Source organism: Streptomyces sp. NPDC001750, from assembly GCF_042892615.1.
Taxonomy (GTDB): Bacteria; Actinomycetota; Actinomycetes; order Streptomycetales; family Streptomycetaceae; genus Streptomyces.
In genome coordinates this window covers 15,549-34,620 of record NZ_JBIAUE010000028.1, presented here as the reverse complement: position 1 = coordinate 34,620, position 19,072 = coordinate 15,549, and the positions used below count along the sequence as shown (strand labels likewise).

At 69.7% G+C, this 19,072-nt stretch carries 21 protein-coding genes; 11 read left to right on the top strand and 10 right to left on the bottom strand.

The genetic code is table 11. From position 1 onward, the window contains the following. The first annotated feature begins 424 nt into the window (after positions 1–424). The 4 genes from ACFYY6_RS31525 to ACFYY6_RS31510 all read left to right on the top strand — a co-directional run bounded on the left by ACFYY6_RS31525 (position 425) and on the right by ACFYY6_RS31510 (position 3,591). A complete protein-coding gene (locus ACFYY6_RS31525; protein WP_386609088.1) occupies positions 425–604 on the top strand; it encodes a CsbD family protein in 180 nt (59 codons plus the stop codon). 303 nt (positions 605–907) lie between these two features. Further along, the gene (locus ACFYY6_RS31520) at positions 908–1,525 is read left to right on the top strand and encodes a histone protein (protein ID WP_389196830.1); all 618 of its coding nucleotides are present in this window, start codon (positions 908–910) and stop codon (positions 1,523–1,525) included. Between the two features lie 6 nt (positions 1,526–1,531). Continuing rightward, entirely contained in the window at positions 1,532–2,530 is a 999-nt protein-coding gene (locus ACFYY6_RS31515) for an SRPBCC family protein (RefSeq protein WP_351630514.1), read from the top strand. Positions 2,531–2,754: 224 nt separating this feature from the next. Beyond that, positions 2,755–3,591 (top strand): Rieske (2Fe-2S) protein, encoded by an 837-nt coding sequence (locus ACFYY6_RS31510; protein WP_351630509.1) that lies wholly within the window; start codon positions 2,755–2,757, stop codon positions 3,589–3,591. A 67-nt stretch (positions 3,592–3,658) separates the two neighbouring features. Here ACFYY6_RS31510 and ACFYY6_RS31505 read toward each other — a convergent pair whose 3' ends face one another. The 8 genes from ACFYY6_RS31505 to ACFYY6_RS31470 form a co-directional block, all read right to left on the bottom strand. After that, a complete protein-coding gene (locus tag ACFYY6_RS31505) occupies positions 3,659–4,063 on the bottom strand; it encodes a gas vesicle protein K (RefSeq protein WP_351520049.1) in 405 nt (134 codons plus the stop codon). Beyond that, positions 4,060–4,287, bottom strand: a complete 228-nt coding sequence (locus ACFYY6_RS31500; protein ID WP_351520079.1) for a gas vesicle protein — start codon at positions 4,285–4,287, stop codon at positions 4,060–4,062. Before ACFYY6_RS31500 ends, ACFYY6_RS31505 begins: the two co-directional genes overlap by 4 nt. Before the next feature lie 5 nt (positions 4,288–4,292). Continuing rightward, the gene (locus ACFYY6_RS31495) at positions 4,293–5,105 is read right to left on the bottom strand and encodes a GvpL/GvpF family gas vesicle protein (RefSeq protein WP_351520051.1); all 813 of its coding nucleotides are present in this window, start codon (positions 5,103–5,105) and stop codon (positions 4,293–4,295) included. Continuing rightward, entirely contained in the window at positions 5,102–5,614 is a 513-nt protein-coding gene (locus tag ACFYY6_RS31490; RefSeq protein WP_351520053.1) for a gas vesicle protein, read from the bottom strand. Before ACFYY6_RS31490 ends, ACFYY6_RS31495 begins: the two co-directional genes overlap by 4 nt. Before the next feature lie 85 nt (positions 5,615–5,699). Continuing rightward, positions 5,700–5,951: a gas vesicle protein GvpG gene (locus ACFYY6_RS31485; RefSeq protein WP_389196828.1), complete on the bottom strand. Its 252-nt coding sequence runs from the start codon at positions 5,949–5,951 to the stop codon at positions 5,700–5,702. Between the two features lie 8 nt (positions 5,952–5,959). Further along, positions 5,960–6,673: a GvpL/GvpF family gas vesicle protein gene (locus ACFYY6_RS31480; RefSeq protein ID WP_351520057.1), complete on the bottom strand. Its 714-nt coding sequence runs from the start codon at positions 6,671–6,673 to the stop codon at positions 5,960–5,962. A 3-nt stretch (positions 6,674–6,676) separates the two neighbouring features. Next, positions 6,677–7,117 (bottom strand): gas vesicle structural protein GvpA, encoded by a 441-nt coding sequence (locus tag ACFYY6_RS31475; RefSeq protein ID WP_351520058.1) that lies wholly within the window; start codon positions 7,115–7,117, stop codon positions 6,677–6,679. Between the two features lie 84 nt (positions 7,118–7,201). Continuing rightward, positions 7,202–7,585, bottom strand: coding sequence for a gas vesicle protein (locus ACFYY6_RS31470; RefSeq protein ID WP_351520060.1), 384 nt, complete (start codon positions 7,583–7,585; stop codon positions 7,202–7,204). A 243-nt stretch (positions 7,586–7,828) separates the two neighbouring features. Between ACFYY6_RS31470 and ACFYY6_RS31465 the strand changes: the two genes are divergently transcribed. From ACFYY6_RS31465 to ACFYY6_RS31455, 3 genes are all read left to right on the top strand, one after another. Beyond that, positions 7,829–8,050, top strand: a complete 222-nt coding sequence (locus ACFYY6_RS31465) for a DUF6480 family protein (RefSeq protein WP_351520061.1) — start codon at positions 7,829–7,831, stop codon at positions 8,048–8,050. Positions 8,051–8,694: 644 nt separating this feature from the next. Further along, positions 8,695–10,347, top strand: coding sequence for a cytochrome c oxidase subunit I (gene ctaD / locus ACFYY6_RS31460; RefSeq protein ID WP_351630592.1), 1,653 nt, complete (start codon positions 8,695–8,697; stop codon positions 10,345–10,347). A 26-nt stretch (positions 10,348–10,373) separates the two neighbouring features. Next, the gene (locus ACFYY6_RS31455) at positions 10,374–10,733 is read left to right on the top strand and encodes a cytochrome c oxidase subunit 4 (protein ID WP_388652411.1); all 360 of its coding nucleotides are present in this window, start codon (positions 10,374–10,376) and stop codon (positions 10,731–10,733) included. An 83-nt stretch (positions 10,734–10,816) separates the two neighbouring features. Here ACFYY6_RS31455 and ACFYY6_RS31450 read toward each other — a convergent pair whose 3' ends face one another. Beyond that, positions 10,817–12,340 (bottom strand): ubiquinol-cytochrome c reductase cytochrome b subunit, encoded by a 1,524-nt coding sequence (locus ACFYY6_RS31450; protein ID WP_351630589.1) that lies wholly within the window; start codon positions 12,338–12,340, stop codon positions 10,817–10,819. Between the two features lie 759 nt (positions 12,341–13,099). On the opposite strand from ACFYY6_RS31450, the gene ACFYY6_RS31445 reads away from it, so the two are divergent. Further along, the gene (locus ACFYY6_RS31445) at positions 13,100–14,233 is read left to right on the top strand and encodes a site-2 protease family protein (RefSeq protein WP_351520065.1); all 1,134 of its coding nucleotides are present in this window, start codon (positions 13,100–13,102) and stop codon (positions 14,231–14,233) included. A 352-nt stretch (positions 14,234–14,585) separates the two neighbouring features. Beyond that, positions 14,586–15,515, top strand: a complete 930-nt coding sequence (locus ACFYY6_RS31440) for a glyoxalase (protein WP_351630498.1) — start codon at positions 14,586–14,588, stop codon at positions 15,513–15,515. A 167-nt stretch (positions 15,516–15,682) separates the two neighbouring features. On the opposite strand, the gene ACFYY6_RS31435 is transcribed toward ACFYY6_RS31440, so the two are convergent. Further along, positions 15,683–17,095: an aminopeptidase P family protein gene (locus ACFYY6_RS31435; protein WP_351520067.1), complete on the bottom strand. Its 1,413-nt coding sequence runs from the start codon at positions 17,093–17,095 to the stop codon at positions 15,683–15,685. A gap of 236 nt (positions 17,096–17,331) precedes the next feature. Here ACFYY6_RS31435 and ACFYY6_RS31430 point away from each other — a divergent pair, with 236 nt between their 5' ends. Both ACFYY6_RS31430 and ACFYY6_RS31425 read left to right on the top strand, forming a co-directional pair. Continuing rightward, on the top strand, positions 17,332–18,315 hold the full coding sequence (locus tag ACFYY6_RS31430; RefSeq protein ID WP_389196826.1) for a LuxR family transcriptional regulator: 984 nt from the start codon (positions 17,332–17,334) through the stop codon (positions 18,313–18,315). Between the two features lie 151 nt (positions 18,316–18,466). After that, on the top strand, positions 18,467–18,976 hold the full coding sequence (locus ACFYY6_RS31425) for a GNAT family N-acetyltransferase (protein ID WP_386609083.1): 510 nt from the start codon (positions 18,467–18,469) through the stop codon (positions 18,974–18,976). The last annotated feature ends 96 nt before the right edge of the window (positions 18,977–19,072 follow it).

Sequence of the window (19,072 nt, the reverse complement as noted above, 5' to 3'; positions counted from 1 at the left end):
CCGGCCCAATCACCGCCGAGATCACCCCCTTGGAGCCGGGCGGCAACGGCTCGTGGCCGTCCCTCGGACGGCCACCGTCCGCAGCTCGTTCAGGGCGTGAATCGACCGCACGGCGCCGATGCCGTGGGCGACGCCGAGGGCGCGTCCACCGCACCGTGCCGCACGGCTCGGCGGACCGCGCCCTCGAACTCGGCTGCCCGATGCCGCACGAGAAGGCCCCCGGTCGCGGGAGCAAGCCCTCAGCCGAGGAACCGTGCGGCCGTCCGCAGATCCGAGAGCAGCCGACTCGACCGGCCGGTAACGCGGCCCCAGTGGCACCACCGCATCGGTCCGCATTCAGCGAATCGCTTCCACACCGCGCCGATGCCTCGGACAGGAACTACGTTTGAAGGAGAGCCCTGAACAGCCCATCGGAGGAGTCGCAATGGCTCACGGAAGCGGCAAGGACAAGATCAAGGGCAAGGCGAAGGAAACCCTGGGCAAGTTGACGGGAGACCGCCGCAAGGAAGCCGAGGGAAAGGCCGAGCAGGCCAAGGGCAAGATCAAGAAGAAGATGAGTGGCGGCCGTGACCGCACCCCGCCTCACGTACCGCCCTCTCGGTAGCCGTCGATCACCCTTCCGCCACACGACCGGAGAAGGTCGGCGGGGCGGAAATCGCCTGACGGCCCGCACGCCCCTGCGGGAAGTGCGGGCCGTTCGCTCCGCGCGTTCTCCCGCTTCTCCGGGCCCATTTCCAGGGGTACCCGCGAAGGCCCGGCCGACTGCGCACGCGAAACAACGGAAGCAGCGGAACAGAGCCGGAGGATTCCTTTCTCTCACGGCTCCGCTCGACACCCGTGAGAACTCGGCACCCAAGAGAACTCGACGTCTGTGAGAGCTCGACGTCGATGAGAGGGTGAACAACCCATGACCGATATCAACAGACTGTTGCTCGCCGCGGCGGTGGCAGGCGGTTACGTTCTGGGGCGGACCAAGAAGGGGCGGCTCGCCCTCACGGTGGCGTCCTATGCGGCCGGCCGTCATTACGGGGTCGAGCCACGGAAGATCGTCACCAAGGGCGTGAAAAGGCTCGGAGAGATTCCCCAGGTCGCGGACCTGGGCGATCAATTGCGGGGCGAACTGGTGACGGTCGGTCGCGAAGCGGTATCAGCGGCCGCCGATCGTCGCCTCTCCGCGTTCGCCGACGCTCTTCACGAGCGGACTCTTCGCCTGGAGGGCTCCGGTGAGGAGGAGGTCCGGGACGGGGAGGACCTCGATCGGGGCGACGAGGAAGAGGAGGAGGAGCACGCAGACGAGGGCCGCGCGAGAGGACCGCGCGCCCGCGGCACCTCGGGAGAGAAGCCCGGTGACCGCGCGGACAGAGGCAACGGCACGAGGAAGACGGGCGACCGCAAGCAGGCGGCCGGGGGGACGGCGCCTTCCAAGAAACCCTCGACCCGGCAGAAGACCACCGAAAGGGCTGTTCCCAGGAAGAAGACTCCTTCCTCGGAGAAAACGCCGTCACACGCCGGGCGCCGGAGGTGACCAGTCATGGCACAGCGGCTCAAGGAGACCGAGGTTTCAGGGTTCGACCGGTTCCGCGACGAACTGGGAGACTATGTGTCGGCTCGCGTCGGAGACCTGGCGGAGCGGGCGAGCGACAAGCTGTTCGACGTGACGGACCAGCTCGTCGATGTCACGCGCAACGGCGGTTCGCTCTCCCGGATAGGTGCGAGCCTCCTCGGCGGCCGCTCCCCCGTCAAAGCGGTGCTCTCCGGAACGGCGAAGAGTGTCAAGGACTCGCTCCTGGACAAGACGGGGAGCCTCCTCGGCGGCAAGGGAAAGGCGCCGGGAGACACAAAGGTCACCAACATCGTCGAGGTGATCGATGTGGGAGTCCCCCTGCGCACGGCCTACGACCACTGGACGCACTACGAGAAGTTCAGCGGGTTCACCAAGGGTGTGCGCAACGTCTCGCTGTCCGACGAGACGACGAGCGACTGGAAGGCCAAGGTCGGCCCTTCGACCCGTGGCTGGAAGGCGACTGTCCAGGAGCAGGTTCCCGACGAGCGCATCGTCTGGAGCTCCGAGGGCGCCAAGGGGACGACACGGGGCGCCGTGAGCTTCCACGAACTGGCTCCCGGCCTGACCCGCATCGTGCTGGTCGTCGAGTACTACGCATCGGGGCTGTTCGAGAAGACGGGCAATCTCTGGCGCGCACAGGGCCGGAGACTGCGGCTGGACCTCAAGCACTTCCAGCGCCACGTCACCCTCACCGACGAGGAGCCCGAGGGGTGGCGCGGTGAGATCCGTGACGGCGAAGTGGTACGAACCCACGAGCAGGCCGTCGAGGACGAGGAGGCCCGGCAGGACCGCGAGTCGGACGAGGCGGAGGAGGAGGAAGAGAGCGAAGGAGACGAGGAGGAAGAGGGGCCGGAGGCGGACGACGCGTGGGAGGAGGACGAGGAAGAACCCGCGGACGAGGACCGGCGTGAGGACGATGAGGACGAGGACGCCGAGGGCGGGCGTGAGGACGACGAGCCGGACTGACCGACGTCTTCCCCTCCCTCGCACTCCGCCCTGTGCCGCGCCCGGCGGGGTGGAACGGGGACACCGGACGTTTGAGGCACACGGCCGCATGGCAAACGCCTGCCATGCGGCCTTCGGCGAGAAAGACGGAATGCACGGACCCGGACGCGCGTGGTGACGCGACGAGAGGCGCTGTCGCGCGCGCCGAGCGTCTTCTCCTGGACCGCCTCGACGCGCTGAGCCGCATGGAGAAGCTCGACGTGCTGTCGTCCCCGATGCGGTGGGTGGTGCGCCGCCTCCCCCTCGGCCGCTCCCGTGACGCTCTACGGGGTCTGCCGATCGGCCATCCGCTGCACCCGGCACTCGTGCAGGTCCCGGTGGGGGCATGGCTGTCGGCAGCGGTGCTGGACTGCGTACCCGGCAGTCGGCGCGGTGCACGCGTGCTGGTCGGCGTGGGAGTCCTCGGGGCCGCTCCCGCCGCGCTGGCCGGATGGGTGGACTGGGCGGAGCAGCCCCCCGAGCACATGCGCACCGGGTTGGTCCACGCGGCGTCCGTCACCACCGCCGTCGCGCTGTACGCCGGCTCCTGGGCGCATCGTCGCCGTGACGGCCGCACGGTTCTGGCCAAGGCACTGGGGTTCACCGGGCTGTGCGCCGTCGGCGTCGGCGGACTGCTGGGTGGCCATCTCGCCTATCGGCAGGCGGTCGGCGCCAACAAGGCCGAGTCCGTTCCACGTCTGCTGGAGGCGGGCTGGCATCCCGTCGGCGCCGTTGCGGACTTCCCGGCGGGTGTGGCGGTCCGTAGGCAGGTGGGCGAGGTGGCCCTTCTCGTGTTCCGCTGCGAGGACGGGCGGCTCCGTGTCCTCGGGGAGCGTTGCAGTCATCAGTCGGGCCCCCTCTCCGAGGGAAGGATCGCCGACGGCTGCGTGGAATGCCCCTGGCACGGCAGTGTCTTCCGGCTGTCGGACGGCGCCAACGTGCGCGGGCCGGCCACCGCTCCGCAACCGGCCTTCCAGGTGCGTGTGGACGGTGACGGCATCGTGCGCGTACGGCTGCCCGGAGCGGGTCGAAGCGCTCCGTGAGCCGCGACTCGTCCGCTGTGGCCCGCTGTGCCGGCCGCGTTCGGTGACCACAGGAGGCCGAACGCTCTCATTCCCGGGGAGGCAGCAGAGTGCCGAGCGGGCCGAGGTCCAGGTTGAGGTCGCTCATGGTGAGGCCGTACCGGCCGCAGAGTTCGGTCATGCGGTCGTGCAGGATCATCAGTGTCGCTCCCAGGCGCTCCTCCTGCTCCGCCGTCAGGTCCCCCGCCTCGACCCTGTGCAGCGCCTGCCGTTCCATGAGCTGCCGCAGCAACTCGACGACGGTGAGGACGAGTTTCATCAGGTCGCGTTCGACCGTGTCGGGGTCCGCGTTCACCCTGCGGGCCGGCCGCCGAGCACCTCGCGGGACGTGCGGGACGTCCTCCTCCCTCGTGGGCAGGGACCGCAGCGCGCGGTCGGCGGCTTCGGTGATCTCGCGGAGACGGCTCTGCGGCAGGTGCTGCTCGCCTGTCATCGTCGCCTCCCCGGGCGTGCAGAGGTCCCCCACGGGGCGGGGTTCCGCTCGCTGATGGAGACGATCAGCGAGCGCAGGGAGACACGCACGAGGTCGATGTCGGCGATCGACAGCACTATGTCGCCGGTGAGGACGGCCCCACCGCTGAGCAACCGGTCCAGCAGGTCGATCAGCGCCACCTGCCGGTCGGGAAGCGGCTCCTCGGACGGCACCGGCGGCCCCATGGCCGTCACCGCGCCACCCCCTCCCCGCCCTGCGGCAGGTCGGGAGTCGCGAACGAGTACGGGGCCCAGGGCCCCGTGATCTCGACACGCACGCCCTCGAACCCTTCTGCCGCCGACGCCACATGGGCCCGGAATTCGTCGGTGTACCTCGACGGGACGAGATAGGCGTCGTTGGCGACGTTCTGTCCCGCCCCGGGTGCGAGAACGCCCTCCTGCGGGCGGTGTCTGACCCTGCCGACCGAGTAGGACCGGGCGGCCGACTCGATTCGTTCGACCACGTGTCCGGCGTGGCGATAGGCGTCGTCCCGGGCGCTGCGCTGGGCCCGGCGACGGCTCAGGTAGGCCCGTCCGGGGCCCAGGCCCTCATCGGCGGACGGTTCATCCCGGCCATCCGCCGTCGGCTCGTCGACGAAGACCTTGACGCCCCATTCGGCTCGGAAGGCCAGGGCCTCGAGCCGGGAACCGAACGCGTCGCAGCGGTCCGCGAGCACGGACCGCACCCGCTCGTCGTCGCGGTACAGGGTCACCAGCCGCAACGGCAGGACGGTGGTGTGTTCCGCCAGCGCCTCTACCACCCGGTGGTGCGCCCTGGCGGTGGACTCCAGCCAGTCCAGGTCCTCCAGACGGAGCCGCAGCGCGTCCTCCTCGAACTCGCTTTCCGGTACGAGGCTGACGGCCATCACCAAGCCGTCGCAGTGTTCCGAGCGCACCAGGTGGACCGGCGCCCCGGAGACCCCGAAGAGACCGGCCAGCGTCCGCTCCAGCCCTCCGTCGTCGCGTGCGACCGCGTACGCGTAGCTGATGGCGTCGGCGGTCATGGCTCGTCCCGTTCATCGGTCCGGTGCGGTCGTTCCCGCTTCCGCTTCGTTTCCCGTTCCGGCTTCCGCTCCCGTTCCCGTTCCGGTTCCTGTTCCCGTTCCTGGTGAGGGGCGCCGCGGCTGATCTCCGCGGTGGATTCCCCCTCTCGGCCGGTCAGCGGTTCGGCACCTCGGCGCAGCGCCTCGATCTCGGCGCGCAGACGTTCGTTCTCGTCGGTGAGCGAGCGGTATCCGTCGTGAGCGCGGGAGGAGAGCGACGGGTCGTGCTCCCACCAGTCGATTCCCATCTCCTTGGCCTTGTCCACCGACGCGACCAGCAGACGGAGCTTGATGGTGAGCAGTTCGATGTCAAGGAGGTTGATCCGTATGTCGCCCGCGATGACGATTCCCTTGTCCAGGACCCGCTCCAGTATGTCCGCGAGGTTGGCCGACGTGCCCTGGCCGTAGGGTCCGTAGGGTGCGGACCGGGACGGCACGTCTCCCAGCCTCCTGGCGACGGGTTCGGTCACAGCCACTGCACCTCGTTTCCCTGTTGTCCCGGCGCGTCGGCGACACACCGGGGGCGCGCGGCCCCACGAGGAGACCGTTGCCTGTTCAGGCGGTGTTCCCCCGGCCACGGGCCCTGATCTCGTCCAACCGGTCCAGGAGTTCGTCCTCGCGCCGGTCGAACGTCTCCTCGTCGATCTCGCCCGCCAGGAGCCGGCGTTCGAGAGCGGCGAGTTCCCGTTCGACCGGCCGGGGGTCGTAGTACTCGTTCTCCGCCGCCTCCACGACGCGCTCGATCACCCACGCCGCCCCGCGCACGGGGGCCAGGGGCAGGGTTGCCAGTTGGGTGAGCAGTCCCATCCCGCCTCCTAGACGAAGCTGTACGGGGCCAGCGGTCCGCGCAGCCGCAGGTCGTAGTCCGATCCGAGTCCTTTCGCGAGTTCCTGTTCGGCGGCGAGGAAGGACTTCTCCTTCTCCCGCTCCACCAGGAAGGACGCGTTGAGGAAGTCGTCCCCCGCCGACTGTGACGCGTGCTCCTCCCGGGCGAAACCGCGCAGAGAATCGACGATCGTCTCGGCCGTGCGCCCCTGTCGGTCCCGCACCTCACCGGCCACCAACTCACCGAGTCTCAACGGAAGTTGCGGATCGTCACGACCGTCTCTGATCTCGTCGTTCAGCCTGCGCGCCTCCTCGGAGTCACGCAGGATCTGCCGCAGCAGTGCGCTCTGGTCCTGGCCGGCCTTCAGGTTGTACTCGACACACCCTTCCAGTGCCTGCAGACGCTCGAGGAACCACTCGGTGCGCTGCTCCAGCACTGCGCGTACCGCATCGTCGTCCGTCGTGACGAAGCCGAACTGCAGGGGAAGTATGGTGCCGTCGCGCATCAGACGCTCCTGCACCGCGTGATGTGCGGCGAGGTCCCGGCGTTTGGGCCGCAGCCCCTCCGGGGCGTCGCTGACGACGGCGGACAGCTTCTCCGAGCCCACGGTGCGCAGGGTCGTCGGCGGGTCGCCCACGCCGGGCAGGCCGTCCAGCCGCTGCGGATGCGTTCTGTCGACGACGGTGTACACGTACACGGCCATGGCTCACTCCCTCCGGCGCCGGGCAGCGGGCCGACGCCTCGGCCGCTCCCGTTCCTCCTCAGCCTCCGCGGTCTCCTCGTCGTCCCGGCCTCCCTTGAGAGCGTCGCTCAGGACTTCGGCCGCGCCGCTCAGTGCGCCCTTGGCCTTGCCGCGGGAGCCGCCCTCGGTCACCTCTCCGACCACGTCGGTGAGTTGCGCGGGCGCCTTGCGCCCCTCCTCCAGGTCGAGGCGGTTGCACGCCTCCGCGAAGCGCAGGTACGTGTCCACGCTGGCCACGACGACACGGGCGTCGACCTTCAGGATCTCGATGCCCACCAGTGAGACCCGCGCGAAGACGTCGATGACCAGGCCGCGATCGAGTATCAGATCGAGGATGTCGTAGAGATTGGCGGAGCCTCCGCCGCCCGTGGCGACGGTTCCCGCGCCTTGCGGCACCACAGTCATGGGTGCCTCCCTTCAGGAAAAGCCTCCCGGCGCCGAACGCGGCCGCGCCCCTCCTTCTCGGGTGTGCCGACGGCGTCCGGTGTGTCAACCGCCCCGGTCCACCTGCCCCCGCGTGTAGCGGCGGGTGCGTTCGTACGCCACTAGTTCGCCTTCCTCGTCCAGCAGGACCCGGTAGCTCGCCATGACGCTGGTGGTGCCGGGAACGCGTTCCAGTTCCAGCACCTCTATGTCGGCCTGCCAGCCCTCATCGGTCGGCCTGAGGGCTGACACCGATTCCGGTGCTCGCCCCAGCAACTCCCGCAGCTGGTCGGCCGCGCGTCGCATGGCCTGCGGCGCGGTCACGGCGTGTGTCGCACGTCCGGCTCCATTCGTCCGGTCGTCGCCCTGCCGGTCACCGGCCTTTTCGGCGGCCTTCCTGCCCGACGGTCGCTTGAGGCGCTGCGTCTCGTCTTCTTCGGCTGCGGCCATGTTCACTCTCCGAAGGCGGAGATAACCTACCGTTCTCACCACAATGCGGCGCTATTTCATGATATAGGGCTTTCCGTCGTCACCCTCAGCCGTGACCTCTCTCGCACAAAGAGGCACGGACCCCGACGGCACGACAGAGACCCGCAGCGTCCGGGCGACAGGGCGCCGGACACCGACCCGATGAAGAGCGGACCTCACCACGAGGAGATGGTGCGATTGATACCAAATGGGTAGATACAGAGTATGACCATTGGGAATCCGGATCCTGATCCGCGCCACACGACCGGCCTGGAGCCCGGCGGCGGCGTCCCACCCGGTGAGACGCCCCCCGCCGAAGGCAGTACCTCCGAGGCAGGGCCGCGCAACGAACCCCCCGAGGGATGGGCGGCGGGGCCACTGATCGCCATTCTTGTCATCGTCGTATTCGTGGCGGCCTTCTTCCTCGTCTATGCCGTGTTGGTATGACCAGCGACCTCGACGTGTTTGCGTAACGGGGCCGCCGCGCGCACCCGCGGCGGGCGGAGTGCGCCCACCGCGCCGGCCGGATCCCCGTACGTAGAAACCGCTTTCTGACATCGGCCCCATGGCCGATGGGACGGCCACCGAAACGCATCGCTCCGGCAGGGGCGTACGGCGTTCTCCGTCGACCTGAACCGCTCACCCTTTCGGCGGCGAATCCTCGGCAGGGGGGTTTCGTTCATATCGGTGGAGAGCCGCTGCCCGCTTCGGCTCCCCGTGACGGTGTCCGGAACTCGGGGTGCCGGACACCGTCACGGCTCCGCCCGGGCCCCGACGTGACCGAAGCGGAGCCCCGTCGACCGCCCTCCGCCCGGGAGGACGGCCCACCCCCTCCCCAGCGGCACTCCGCCGTGGCCTCACCGCCATCTCACCGGCGTCCCGTGCCGCCGAGCGCGGACGCCCACCGGTACCCGCGGCGGGTCATCGGCTCACGGGAAGATGTCCGGCCGTCAGAAGGAGACCACCCAGCTTGCGCGGCGGCGGGCCCCGTCACCGCCGCCGCGCGGAACCACGGAGGCACCATGTCACAGCTGGAACACCTGCAGCGGACACCGCCGGAGAAGGCTGTGACCGACAACCCCCGTGTACGCATGGGCTGCCGGATCCGGGAGATCGTGACGACCACCGATCACAAGACGATCGGCAACATGTACCTCGTCACCTCGTTCGCCTTCTTCCTGCTCGCCGGGGCTCTGGCGATGGTCATGCGCGCCGAGCTGGCACGGCCGGGGCTCCAGATCCTGAATCCGACGCAGTACAACCAGTTGTTCACCGTGCACGGCACGGTCATGATGCTGCTGTTCGCGACGCCCACGTTCGCCGGGTTCGCGAACGCCGTCATGCCGCTGCAGATCGGTTCGCCCGACGTGGCGTTTCCGCGGCTCAATGCGCTGACCTACTGGCTCTTCCTCTTCGGAGGGCTGATGGTCGTCGGCGGTCTCGTCGTCCCCGGCGGTGCCGCCTCCTTCGGCTGGTTCGCCTACGCCCCGCTGAACAGCGCCATCCGCACGCCCGGGGCCGGCGGTGACCTCTGGGCCATGGGGCTGGTCCTGAGCGGCATTAGCACCACGCTGGGGTCCGTCAACTTCATCGCCACGATCATCTGCCTGCGCGCCCCGGGAATGACGTTGTTCCGGATGCCGATCTTCACCTGGAACATCCTCTTCACCTCGATCCTGGTCCTGCTGGCGTTCCCGGTGCTGACGGCGGCCCTGCTGGCACTGATGGCCGACCGCAAGTTCGGGGCGCACGTCTACGATCCCGCCAACGGCGGCGCACTGCTCTGGCAGCACCTGTTCTGGTTCTTCGGACATCCGGAGGTCTACATCGTCGCTTTGCCGTTCTTCGGCGTCGTGACCGAGATCCTTCCCGTGTTCAGCCGCAAACCCGTCTTCGGTTACGTCGGGATGGTGGGGGCCACCATCGCCATCACCATGCTCTCGGCCTCCGTCTGGGCTCACCACATGTTCGCCACGGGGGCCGTGCTGTTGCCCTTCTTCTCGCTCATGTCGTTCCTGATCGCGGTGCCGACCGGCGTGAAGTTCTTCAACTGGATCGGCACGATGTGGCACGGAAGCCTGTCGTTCGAGACACCGATGCTCTGGGCCCTCGGCTTTCTCACCACGTTTCTCCTGGGCGGACTGAGCGGTGTCCTCGTCGCGTCGCCGCCACTGGACTTCCATGTCACCGACAGCTATTTCGTCGTGGCCCACCTCCACTACGTGCTGTTCGGCACCATCGTCTTCGCCATGTTCGGCGGCTTCTACTTCTGGTGGCCCAAGATGACCGGCAGGATGCTCGACGAACGGCTCGGCCGGATCCACTTCTGGACGCTGTTCATCGGATTCCAGACCACCTTCCTCGTACAGCACTGGCTCGGCGAGATGGGGATGCCCCGCCGGTACGCGGACTACCTCACGAACGACGGCTTCACCGTGCTCAACACCGTCTCCTCGGTAGGCGCCTTCCTGCTCGGGATCTCCACACTCCCCTTCCTCCACAACGTCTGGAAGACGGCCCGGCACGCTCCGGCGGTGACGGTGAACGACCCCTGGGGATTCGGCCGTTCACTGGAATGGGCCACCTCCTGTCCCCCGCCGCGGCACAACTTCGAGTCACTGCCGCGGATCCGCTCCGACTCCCCCGCGTTCGATCTCCATCATCCGGAGGCACTCGCGCCGAAGGCACCGCGGCCGGGCGGAAACACGCCCACACCAGACACGACCGGAGGGCGGGGGGCATGAGGCCGGAGGCACGACTCTTCGCCGTTGTGGCACTGTTCTTCCTGTTCACCGGCACCGCCTACATCTGGTTCGCGCGCGAACCGGCCGGCGCCGCGGCGCTCACCGTCTCCTTCCTCATGTCGTCGCTCGTCAGCTTCTTCTGCTGGGCGAACCACCGCAGGAGAGGCGCGAGACCCGAGGACCGTCCGGACTCGGACATCCAGGAGCGTTCCGGCTTCGTGGACTTCTTCCCGCCGCACAGCGCCTATCCGGTGACCGTCGCCGTGGGCATGGTGCTGATGGCCCTGGGCGTGGTCTATGCGCTCTTCCTGTTCCTCATCGGCCTCGGCGTCACCCTGTGCGGGGTCTTCGGCATGACGTTCCAGTTCGCCGACCGGAAGGACTGAGACCGCTCAGGAGCGGCGGCGCGTGCCGACGCCGGACCCGGCATACGGACGCGCCGCCGTCGCATGACCGGGGCGACCGTCCCTCACTGCTTCTCAGACTCGCCGACCGGGTCTCGGAGCCTCTCCTCGATCTGCGCGCGCTGTTCCTCGGTCGTCGGCATGTCGACCCGGTCGCCGTAGTACCAATTGCTCAGCCGGAAGCGGACACGAGCCCGGCGCGAGGCCCTCCCGCCGGGTGCGGCCAGCGGCGGGGGAACATCCCTCACCAGTGCCCGGTAGCGCCGCTTGCTGTCGAGCGGCCGATGGCCGCCGCTGATCGCGCCGTAGACGTTCTGCTCCACACGCCCCGTCTCCAGTCCCTTTTCCACCAGCTGACGTTCGCGTGCCTGCAACGCGAGACACACGCGCTTGGTGACGAGGTAGGCGATCAGCGGCCCCACGACCAGCACGACCCTGAGGATCCATGTCAGTGTCTCGATGGAGACGTCGAAGACGAACGCCGTCACGTCGTTGCTGCCCGCGGCCAGCAGCACCGCGTAGAAGACGATGGCCGCCACGCCCAGGCCCGTGCGCGTGGCACGGTCCCGGGGGCGGTCGCACAAGTGGTGCTCGCCCACGTCACCGGTGATCCACTTCTCGAAGAAGGGGTACAGGTAGAGAACCAGGAAGAACAGCCCCGGCAGCAGCACCGCCGGAATCAGTACGTTCCACATCAGCGTGTGTCCCGCCACCACGTTCTCCCAGGCGGGCATGAGCCGCAGCGCGCCCTCCAGGAACCCGACGTACCAGTCCGGCTGCGACCCGGTGGAGACCTGATCCGCCCGGTAGGGGCCGTAGCTCCACACCGGATTGATCTGGGCGGTGGCGCCGAGCCACGCGATGACAGCGGCGACCATCATGCTCAGCCCCGCCGACTTGGCGGTGAAGTGCGGGAACATCGGCTGTCCCACCGCGTTGCGGTTGGTCCTCCCCGGTGCCGACCACTGAGTGTGTTTCAGGTACACGACCATTCCCAGGTGGAGGATCACCAGGCCGATGAGAAGACCGGGGACGAACAGGACGTGGACGATGTAGAGGCGCGGGAGGATCGACTGACCCGGGAACGTTCCGCCCCACAGGAAATGACTCAGATACGTGCCGACGACGGGCAGGGAGCCCACGATGGTGTCCGCGGTGCGCAGTCCGGTTCCGGACAGCAGGTCGTCCGGCAGGGAGTAGCCGCAGAAGCCCTCCAGGAGGGCGAGGAGGAACAGCGTCACGCCCACCATCCAGTTGCCCTCCCGGGGCCGGCGGAACGCACCGGTGAAGAACACCCGGAGCAGGTGCGCTCCCAGCGCCGCGACGAAGATCAGGGCGGCCCAGTGGTGCATCTGCCGGACCAGTAGCCCGCCCCGCACGTCGAAACTGAGGTGCAGCGTCGTGGCGTACGCCTGAGAGACCCTCAGGCCGTGCAGCGGACTGTAGGAACCCAGGTACGTCCCCTGCTTCATGCTGGGATCGAAGAAGAGCGTCAGAAAGGTGCCCGTGACCACCAGGACGATCAGGCTGTACAGGGCGAGTTCGCCCAGGAGGAAGGACCAGTGGTCGGGGAACGCCTTGCGCATCATCCCCCGGGCGGCCTCCGAGACGGGCGCGCGCCGGTCGGCCGCGACATAGCCCGCCTCGGCGATCCGGCGCGTCTTCTCCTTGAGCGCGCGCCTGCGTCCGGGGAACAGAAGCACCGGTCGACTCCCTCCTCGGCTTGCGGTGGCACACCCGGGAAGCGCGCCCGCGGCGCACAGTGCGCCCCTGTGCACTATGCGGACTGTCCTGCGCGCACTCCCGCATTACGCAGATCAGGGGCACGGCACTCGCACGGTGCCGCCGGACGGGGGACATCGGTCTTCGGGCACGTCCGGCCGGGCCCGGCACACGTACGGACCGGTCCGGGGTGTTTCTCCCGGGGTACGGCGCACAGCCTCCGAAGCTCCCCCGACCGGTGGGCGACGGCACTGCGTCGCGGAAGAGGCGGAAGTGGGACCATGGGGCATGTGGGACGTCCCACTCGAATGGGGCGACCGGGCGAGAGAAGGGCTTTCATCATGTCCGACTCCGAGTTCTACCGCCGTGACCGGCCCGATGACGCCAGTCTTCCCAAGGACCGCCGGCAGTGTGGCTCGTCCTGATCATCATCGTGCCGGCGGTCGCCGTCGTCGTTCCGCTGATCTGAACCGGGCCCGACGGTCTGAAACCGGGCCCGACGGGACCGGAACCTGTCCGGCGAAAGTCCGCTGGGAGCCGGCGCCCTCTTCGGCCCGTCGGCCGTGGGCGGAGACCTGTCGTACGTCGAGCGGCGCTGGAGAAAACGCCGGGCAAGGAGGGACGCCGTGCGGGCCACCTTGACGCTGGGGCGGATCGCGGGGGTCCGGGTCGGGGTCCACTGGAGCGTACTGTTCATCTTCGTCATCATCGCGTTCGGCCTCGCACAGGGCCGGTTCCCCCACACGTATCCGGGCCATGCCCCGGTGGTGTACTGGGCGGCGGGCCTCGGGGCCGCCCTGGTCTTCCTGGCCTCACTGCTGGCGCACGAACTCGCGCACGCCGTGGTGGCCCGGCACAACGGGGTGGCCGTCGACGACATCGTGCTGTGGCTGCTGGGCGGGGTGGCCCGGCTCAAGTCGGAGGCGTCGAACCCGGCCGCGGAACTGCGCATCGCGGGTGTCGGTCCGCTGGTCAGCCTCCTGCTGGGCGGACTCTTCGTCCTGGGCGACTGGCTGCTCACCCTGGTGTCGGCGCCCGGGCTCCTGATCGAGGTGGTGGCCTGGCTCGCGGGCATCAACCTGCTGCTCGCCGTCTTCAACGCCCTTCCCGCCGCCCCGCTCGACGGCGGACGGCTGTTGCGCGCCTTCTTGTGGTGGCGTACGGGAGACCGGCTGCGGGCGACCGCCGGGGCCAGCGCGGCGGGACGCGTCCTCGGCTGGCTGCTCGTCGTGCTGGGGCTGGTGGCGTTCATGAGGGGCGGCGGGTTCGGAGGACTCTGGCTGGCCCTGATCGGCTGGTTCCTCATCGCTGCCGCCACCGCCGAGGGGAGGCAGGCCCAGCTGCGCGGTCTGCTCGCAGGAGTGCCGGTGCGTGACGTCATGACGAGGGATCCGGTCACCGCGCCCGTGGGCCTGACGGTGGCGGACCTGCTGGCCGACCCGCGATACCGGTACCGGCACTCCGCGTTCCCCGTGACCGGCGAGCACGGAGAGGCGGTCGGGCTCGTGACCCTGAACTCCGCCAGGCAGGTGCCGCCCGGGCAGGGCGGGACGGTGACGGTCGGCGAGGTGATGATGCCGCTGTCACGGACCGCCGTCGCGGGTCCGGACACCGCGCTCGCGGACCTGCTGCCCCGCATGGAACCCGGCGCCGAGCACCGCGTCCTGGTCGTGGACGAGGACGAACTCGTCGGGATCCTGTCGCTGTCCGACGTCAGCCGTACGGTGAACTGGCTCATGAAGTCCGCGCCGCGGCGGTGAGAGCGGCTCGCGGAGCCTGCGGCGCCCCGGCACTCGCCGTCCCGGCTCCGCACGACGGGCCCAGGGGTCGGACACGCGCATCGAGGCCGGGCGTCGGGCGGCGGGCGTCGGGGTCGGAGATCACCCCGGGGAAGCGCTGGTGTCCACCGAGGGGCGGGCGGCGGCGACGGCCCGGCGTTCGCGGCGTGATCGGCTCTCCGAGCTCTCCGAGGTGCAGCCACGCGCGGACCCTTTTACTCTGCGTAGGCGCGCGGTCCCGGTACGCGGTCACAGAGATTCGACGGAAGGCCCCGGCAGAGACTGCCCGGGCCGAGAACATCCCGACAGTCGTTCCCGACTCGGAGGAGCCCTCATGAGGAAACGCGTTCTCGCCTGCCTTCTGCCCCTGGCGGCCGTATCCGGCCTGCTGGCCACCCACACGGCCCCCACTTCGGCGGACGCCCCGGAGCAGGCCCCTGCCCAGGACAGCACCCGAATAGCGGTCGGCCCTCAGTACGACACGACGCACGTGTACGTCGAACCGGGCAAGGTGCCCGCCTTCACCGCCAGTTGGAAGGCCACCTTCGGCGGGACGAACACCGCCGTCTCGGTCACCGACGTCACCCCCACCCCCAGCCGGACGAAGTCCGAACTCATCTTCTCGCCCGTCGGCACCCTGTCCGCCTTCGACTTCCAGACGCCCGTCCCGTACCCGTTCGGAGCAGAGCGCACCGGATGGCTCGTGACGAGCATGGACGCCGGCATCCGGCACGCGCGCGCCAGCGGGGCCGACGTCATCGTCTCCCCCTTCCGCGACCCCCTCGGTCAGGACGCGGTCATCCAGTTCCCGGGCGGGGTCAACACGCAGATCTACTGGCACACCAAGGCTCCGGCGTACAAGCCGCTGGAGACGGTCCCGGAGAACCGGGTGTACGTGTCGCCCGACGCCGTGAGCGCGTTCCTGCGCTCCTATCTGAGGTTCACCGGCGGCTCGATCGTCTCCGACACCCCGAGGGCGGACGCGGGTGAGATCGGGCTGACCGGGAAGACGTACCGCAGGATCCGCCTCACCTCGCCGTTCGGGAAGACCGTCGTCGCGGTCTCCGACGGACATCTGCCCTACCCGTTCGGGCGGGAGGTGACCGGATACCAGGTGGCGCACCTCGCAACGACGCTGGCCAAGGCCAGGGCCGCCGGTGCCACGGTGTTGTGGGGGCCCCGCCTCTCGGCGGGCCGCACCAGTGCCGTCGTGAAGTTCCCCGGCGGATACACCGCCGAGATCCATGACGGCGCGTCGCGCTGACCCCGCGCCCGGCGGCCACCGGGCCGCCGGGCGGCGGCGAGTACTTCGCGGAGCCGCCCCGGCATCCGACCGTTCAGCCGATCGGGCCGTTCAGACGCTCGGGCGGCACAGCAGGGCGTCGGGCCCGCCTCCGTGAGATCCCGGCGCCGGGCCCGTCCTCGTCGGCCTCAGCCCGCGAACCGGGCCATCCACTCCTCGACCTCGTCCGCGGACCGGGGCAGGCCCGCCGACAGGTTCTCGTGACCATCGTCGGTGACGACCAGGTCGTCCTCGATCCGGACGCCGATGCCGCGCCACTCCTCGGGCACGGTGAGGTCGTCCGGCTGGAAGTACAAGCCGGGTTCGACGGTGAGCACCATGCCCGGCTCCAGTACGCCGTCGACGTACTCCTCGTTCCGGGCCTGCGCGCAGTCGTGGACGTCCAGGCCGAGCATGTGGCCGGTGCCCGCCAGCGTGAAACGGCGCTGGAGGCCGAGCTCGTACGCGCGGTCCGCCGGACCTTCGATGAAGCCCCACTCGACCAGCCGTGCCGTCAGATGGCGCTGGGCCGCCTCGTGGAAGTCCCGGTACGCGGCGCCCGGCTTGACTGCCGCGATGCCGGCTTCCTGGGCCTCGTACACCGCGTCGTAGACCTTGCGCTGCAAGGGGGTGAAGGTGCCGTTGACCGGCAGGGTGCGCGTGACGTCGGCGGTGTAGAGGGTGTGCGTCTCGACACCGGCGTCGAGCAGGAGCAGGTCTCCCGGGCGCACCGGGCCGTCGTTGTCCGTCCAGTGCATGATCGTGGCGTGCTCGCCCGCGGCGCAGATCGTGCCGTAGCCGACGGCGTTGCCCTCCAGACGCGCGCGGCGGAAGAACGTGCCCTCGATCCACCGCTCGGACGACGCGATCGCCCGGGAGAGCTCACCGACGACATCGGTGAATCCGCGGACCGTGGAGTCGACGGCCTTGCGGAGCTCGGTGATCTCCCAGTCGTCCTTGACGAGGCGGAGATCGCCGAGCGCCTCTTCGAGTTCGGCGTCGCGCTCCTCCTCCGTGGCGACGGCGGCCTCCAGGGACGGGGCGATGCCCCGGACGATCCGGGTCGGCACACCGGGGGCGGCGGCCAGGTCGTCGGCCGCCGTGCGAATGTCCCGGCAGGGCAGACCGAGCACCTGCTCCGACTCGGCGAGGGTGCGGCGCCGACCCATCCACAGCTCCGCCGAGGCGCCGGTCCAGAACTCGTTGTCGTCCCTGCTGTCCCGCGGCAGTCGGTAGCAGCGGGCGTCGTGGCCGCCGTCCGCCCGGGGTTCGAGGACGAGAGCGCTGTCCCGGGTCCGGTCACCGGTCATGTGGACGTAGCCGGAGTACGGCCGGAACGGGTAGACGTCGTCGTTCGAACGGATCTTGAGGTGTCCGGAGGGGATCACGAGCCGTTCGCCCGGAAAGCGCGCGGAGAGCGCGGCGCGGCGGCGGGCCGCGTACGGGGCCTGCTCGTCGAGGCCGAGGTCGTGCCGCTCGGTGTCCGCCCACCCCGTCCGCATCAGCGCGGACAGTTCCTCGGAGATCCCTGAGTACAGACCGTTCTTCCGGCGTTTCGCCACGGCATACACCCTTCTTCTGGACGGGTTCGGTCGCTCAGCGGCGAGGGCGGGAGCGTCCGCGCGGACCGGGTGTCCACGCGGACGGACCCGACCCGGGTGCGGTCGGGGTGCCCTCGCCACCGCCGGTCGTCGGCGGCTCCCGGGACGGTATCCCGTGCCGGGCGCGCCTGGTACCGGAAAGTGACACTGGCACGGATCGGCCACGGCCCAGGCCGGAGGCGTCGATAATGCGACGCATGACGAACGCGAGACTCGGCGAGGCCCTTCGGCTCCTGGGCATCGATCACGCGGCGGGCCGGGTCTATCTGGCGCTGCTCGAACTGGCCCCCGCCCCGCTCGACGCGATCGCGGCCGCCGTCGGTCTGGACGGTCCGGAACTGACCGCTGCTTACGGCGCGTTGGTCGACGCCGGTCTGGCCAGTGCCGCGGAGGAGGGCGGGGACGTGGTGGCCCCGGTTCCGCCGACCGTCGGTCTGGAGGTCCTCGCCCGGCACCGCGTGGCCGAGGTGGAGGAGTCGCGCCTCGCCGTCGGGGGCGCTTTCGAGTCGTTCCGGCGGCAGCGGCTCGCCGCGTACAACGACCATCTCGTCGAGGTCGTCACCGGCGAGGCGATCGGCCCGAGGATGCGTCGCGCCTGGATGAGCGCCCGCGACCAGATCCGGCAGTTCGAGTCCCCGCCGTACTTCCCTCTGACGGGCGCCACGGAGGACGCGCTGGCGACGCTCGCCCGGGGTGTGACGCAGCGTGTCGTGTACTCGCGGGAGTCCCTGGAGCACCCCGGTCATCTGAAGGATGCCGTCGAGCCGTGCGTCAAGGCGGGCGAGCAGGCCAGGGTGCTGCCGTCGGTGCCGGTGAAGCTTCTCGTCATCGACGAGGCGTACGCCCTCGTGTCGTTGTCGAGCAAGGAGGCCGACGTCCACAACACGATGCTGGTCGTGCAGCCGTGCGGCCTGCTCTCCGCTCTCATCGCGCTGTTCGAGCAGTGCTGGCAGAACGCGCTGCCCCTGCACGGCCGCACCACGCGCCCCGGCGGCCTGTCCCCCGCCGACCGCCGCCTGCTGTGGCTTCTCGCGGGCGGCGCGGGCGACGAGGTCATCGCCCGCGAGCTGGGGATCAGCCGCCGCACGCTCTTCCGCCGCTTGCAGATCCTGATGGCCAGGCTGGGTGCCGTGAACCGCTTCCAGCTGGCCCTGCAGGCACAGCGCAGCGGATGGCTGTGACGGGATGCCGCGAGCGGCCCGGCGCGTCGGCCGTACCGCCGGCGGGCGAAGCACTGCCCGGCGTCGTGCGCGCCGAAGCGGCCCCCCGGGAACGCCGGTGACCGGCTTTCCCGGAGCATGGGACCATCCGTGTGAGACCGAGGAGGAACCCGTGCAGTTGCGCAACGTCGCTCCGAACGATGTCGATGCCTACATCCGGATGCAGTGCGATCCCGAGATGATGGCCGATCTCGGCGGACCTCTGCCGCGCGAGGGCATCGCGGACAAGGTCCGCCGGGATGTCCGGAAGGCGGCGGACGACCTCGCGTGGATCAAGATGATCATTCCCGATCCGACCGAACCCGACATGGTGGCGGGCACGGTGAACCTCTGGTCCCACGACACCGACGACGGACCGGTCTCCGAGATCGGGTGGATGGTGCTGCCCGAGTTCCAGAGGCGGGGACTGGGCAAACGTGCCGTCCGCGCCCTCCTGGAACAGGCCCGGGATCAGGACCGCTGGGGCCTCGTGCACGCCTTCCCGGCGACGGGGAACGCGGCGTCGAACGGCATCTGTCGCTCCGTCGGTTTCCGGTTCCTCTCGGAAACCGACAGGACGTTCGCGGGCCGTGTCCTCAGGACCAACCACTGGGTCATGGATCCGCGGGCGCTGCCGGCCTGACGGGAAGGGCAGCGAGGCCCCGTCCGGCGCACGGGAAGGCACGAGGGGCACGAGGAGTACGGCGGAGCCCGGTCGGCCGGCCGCACGTCCCCGCAC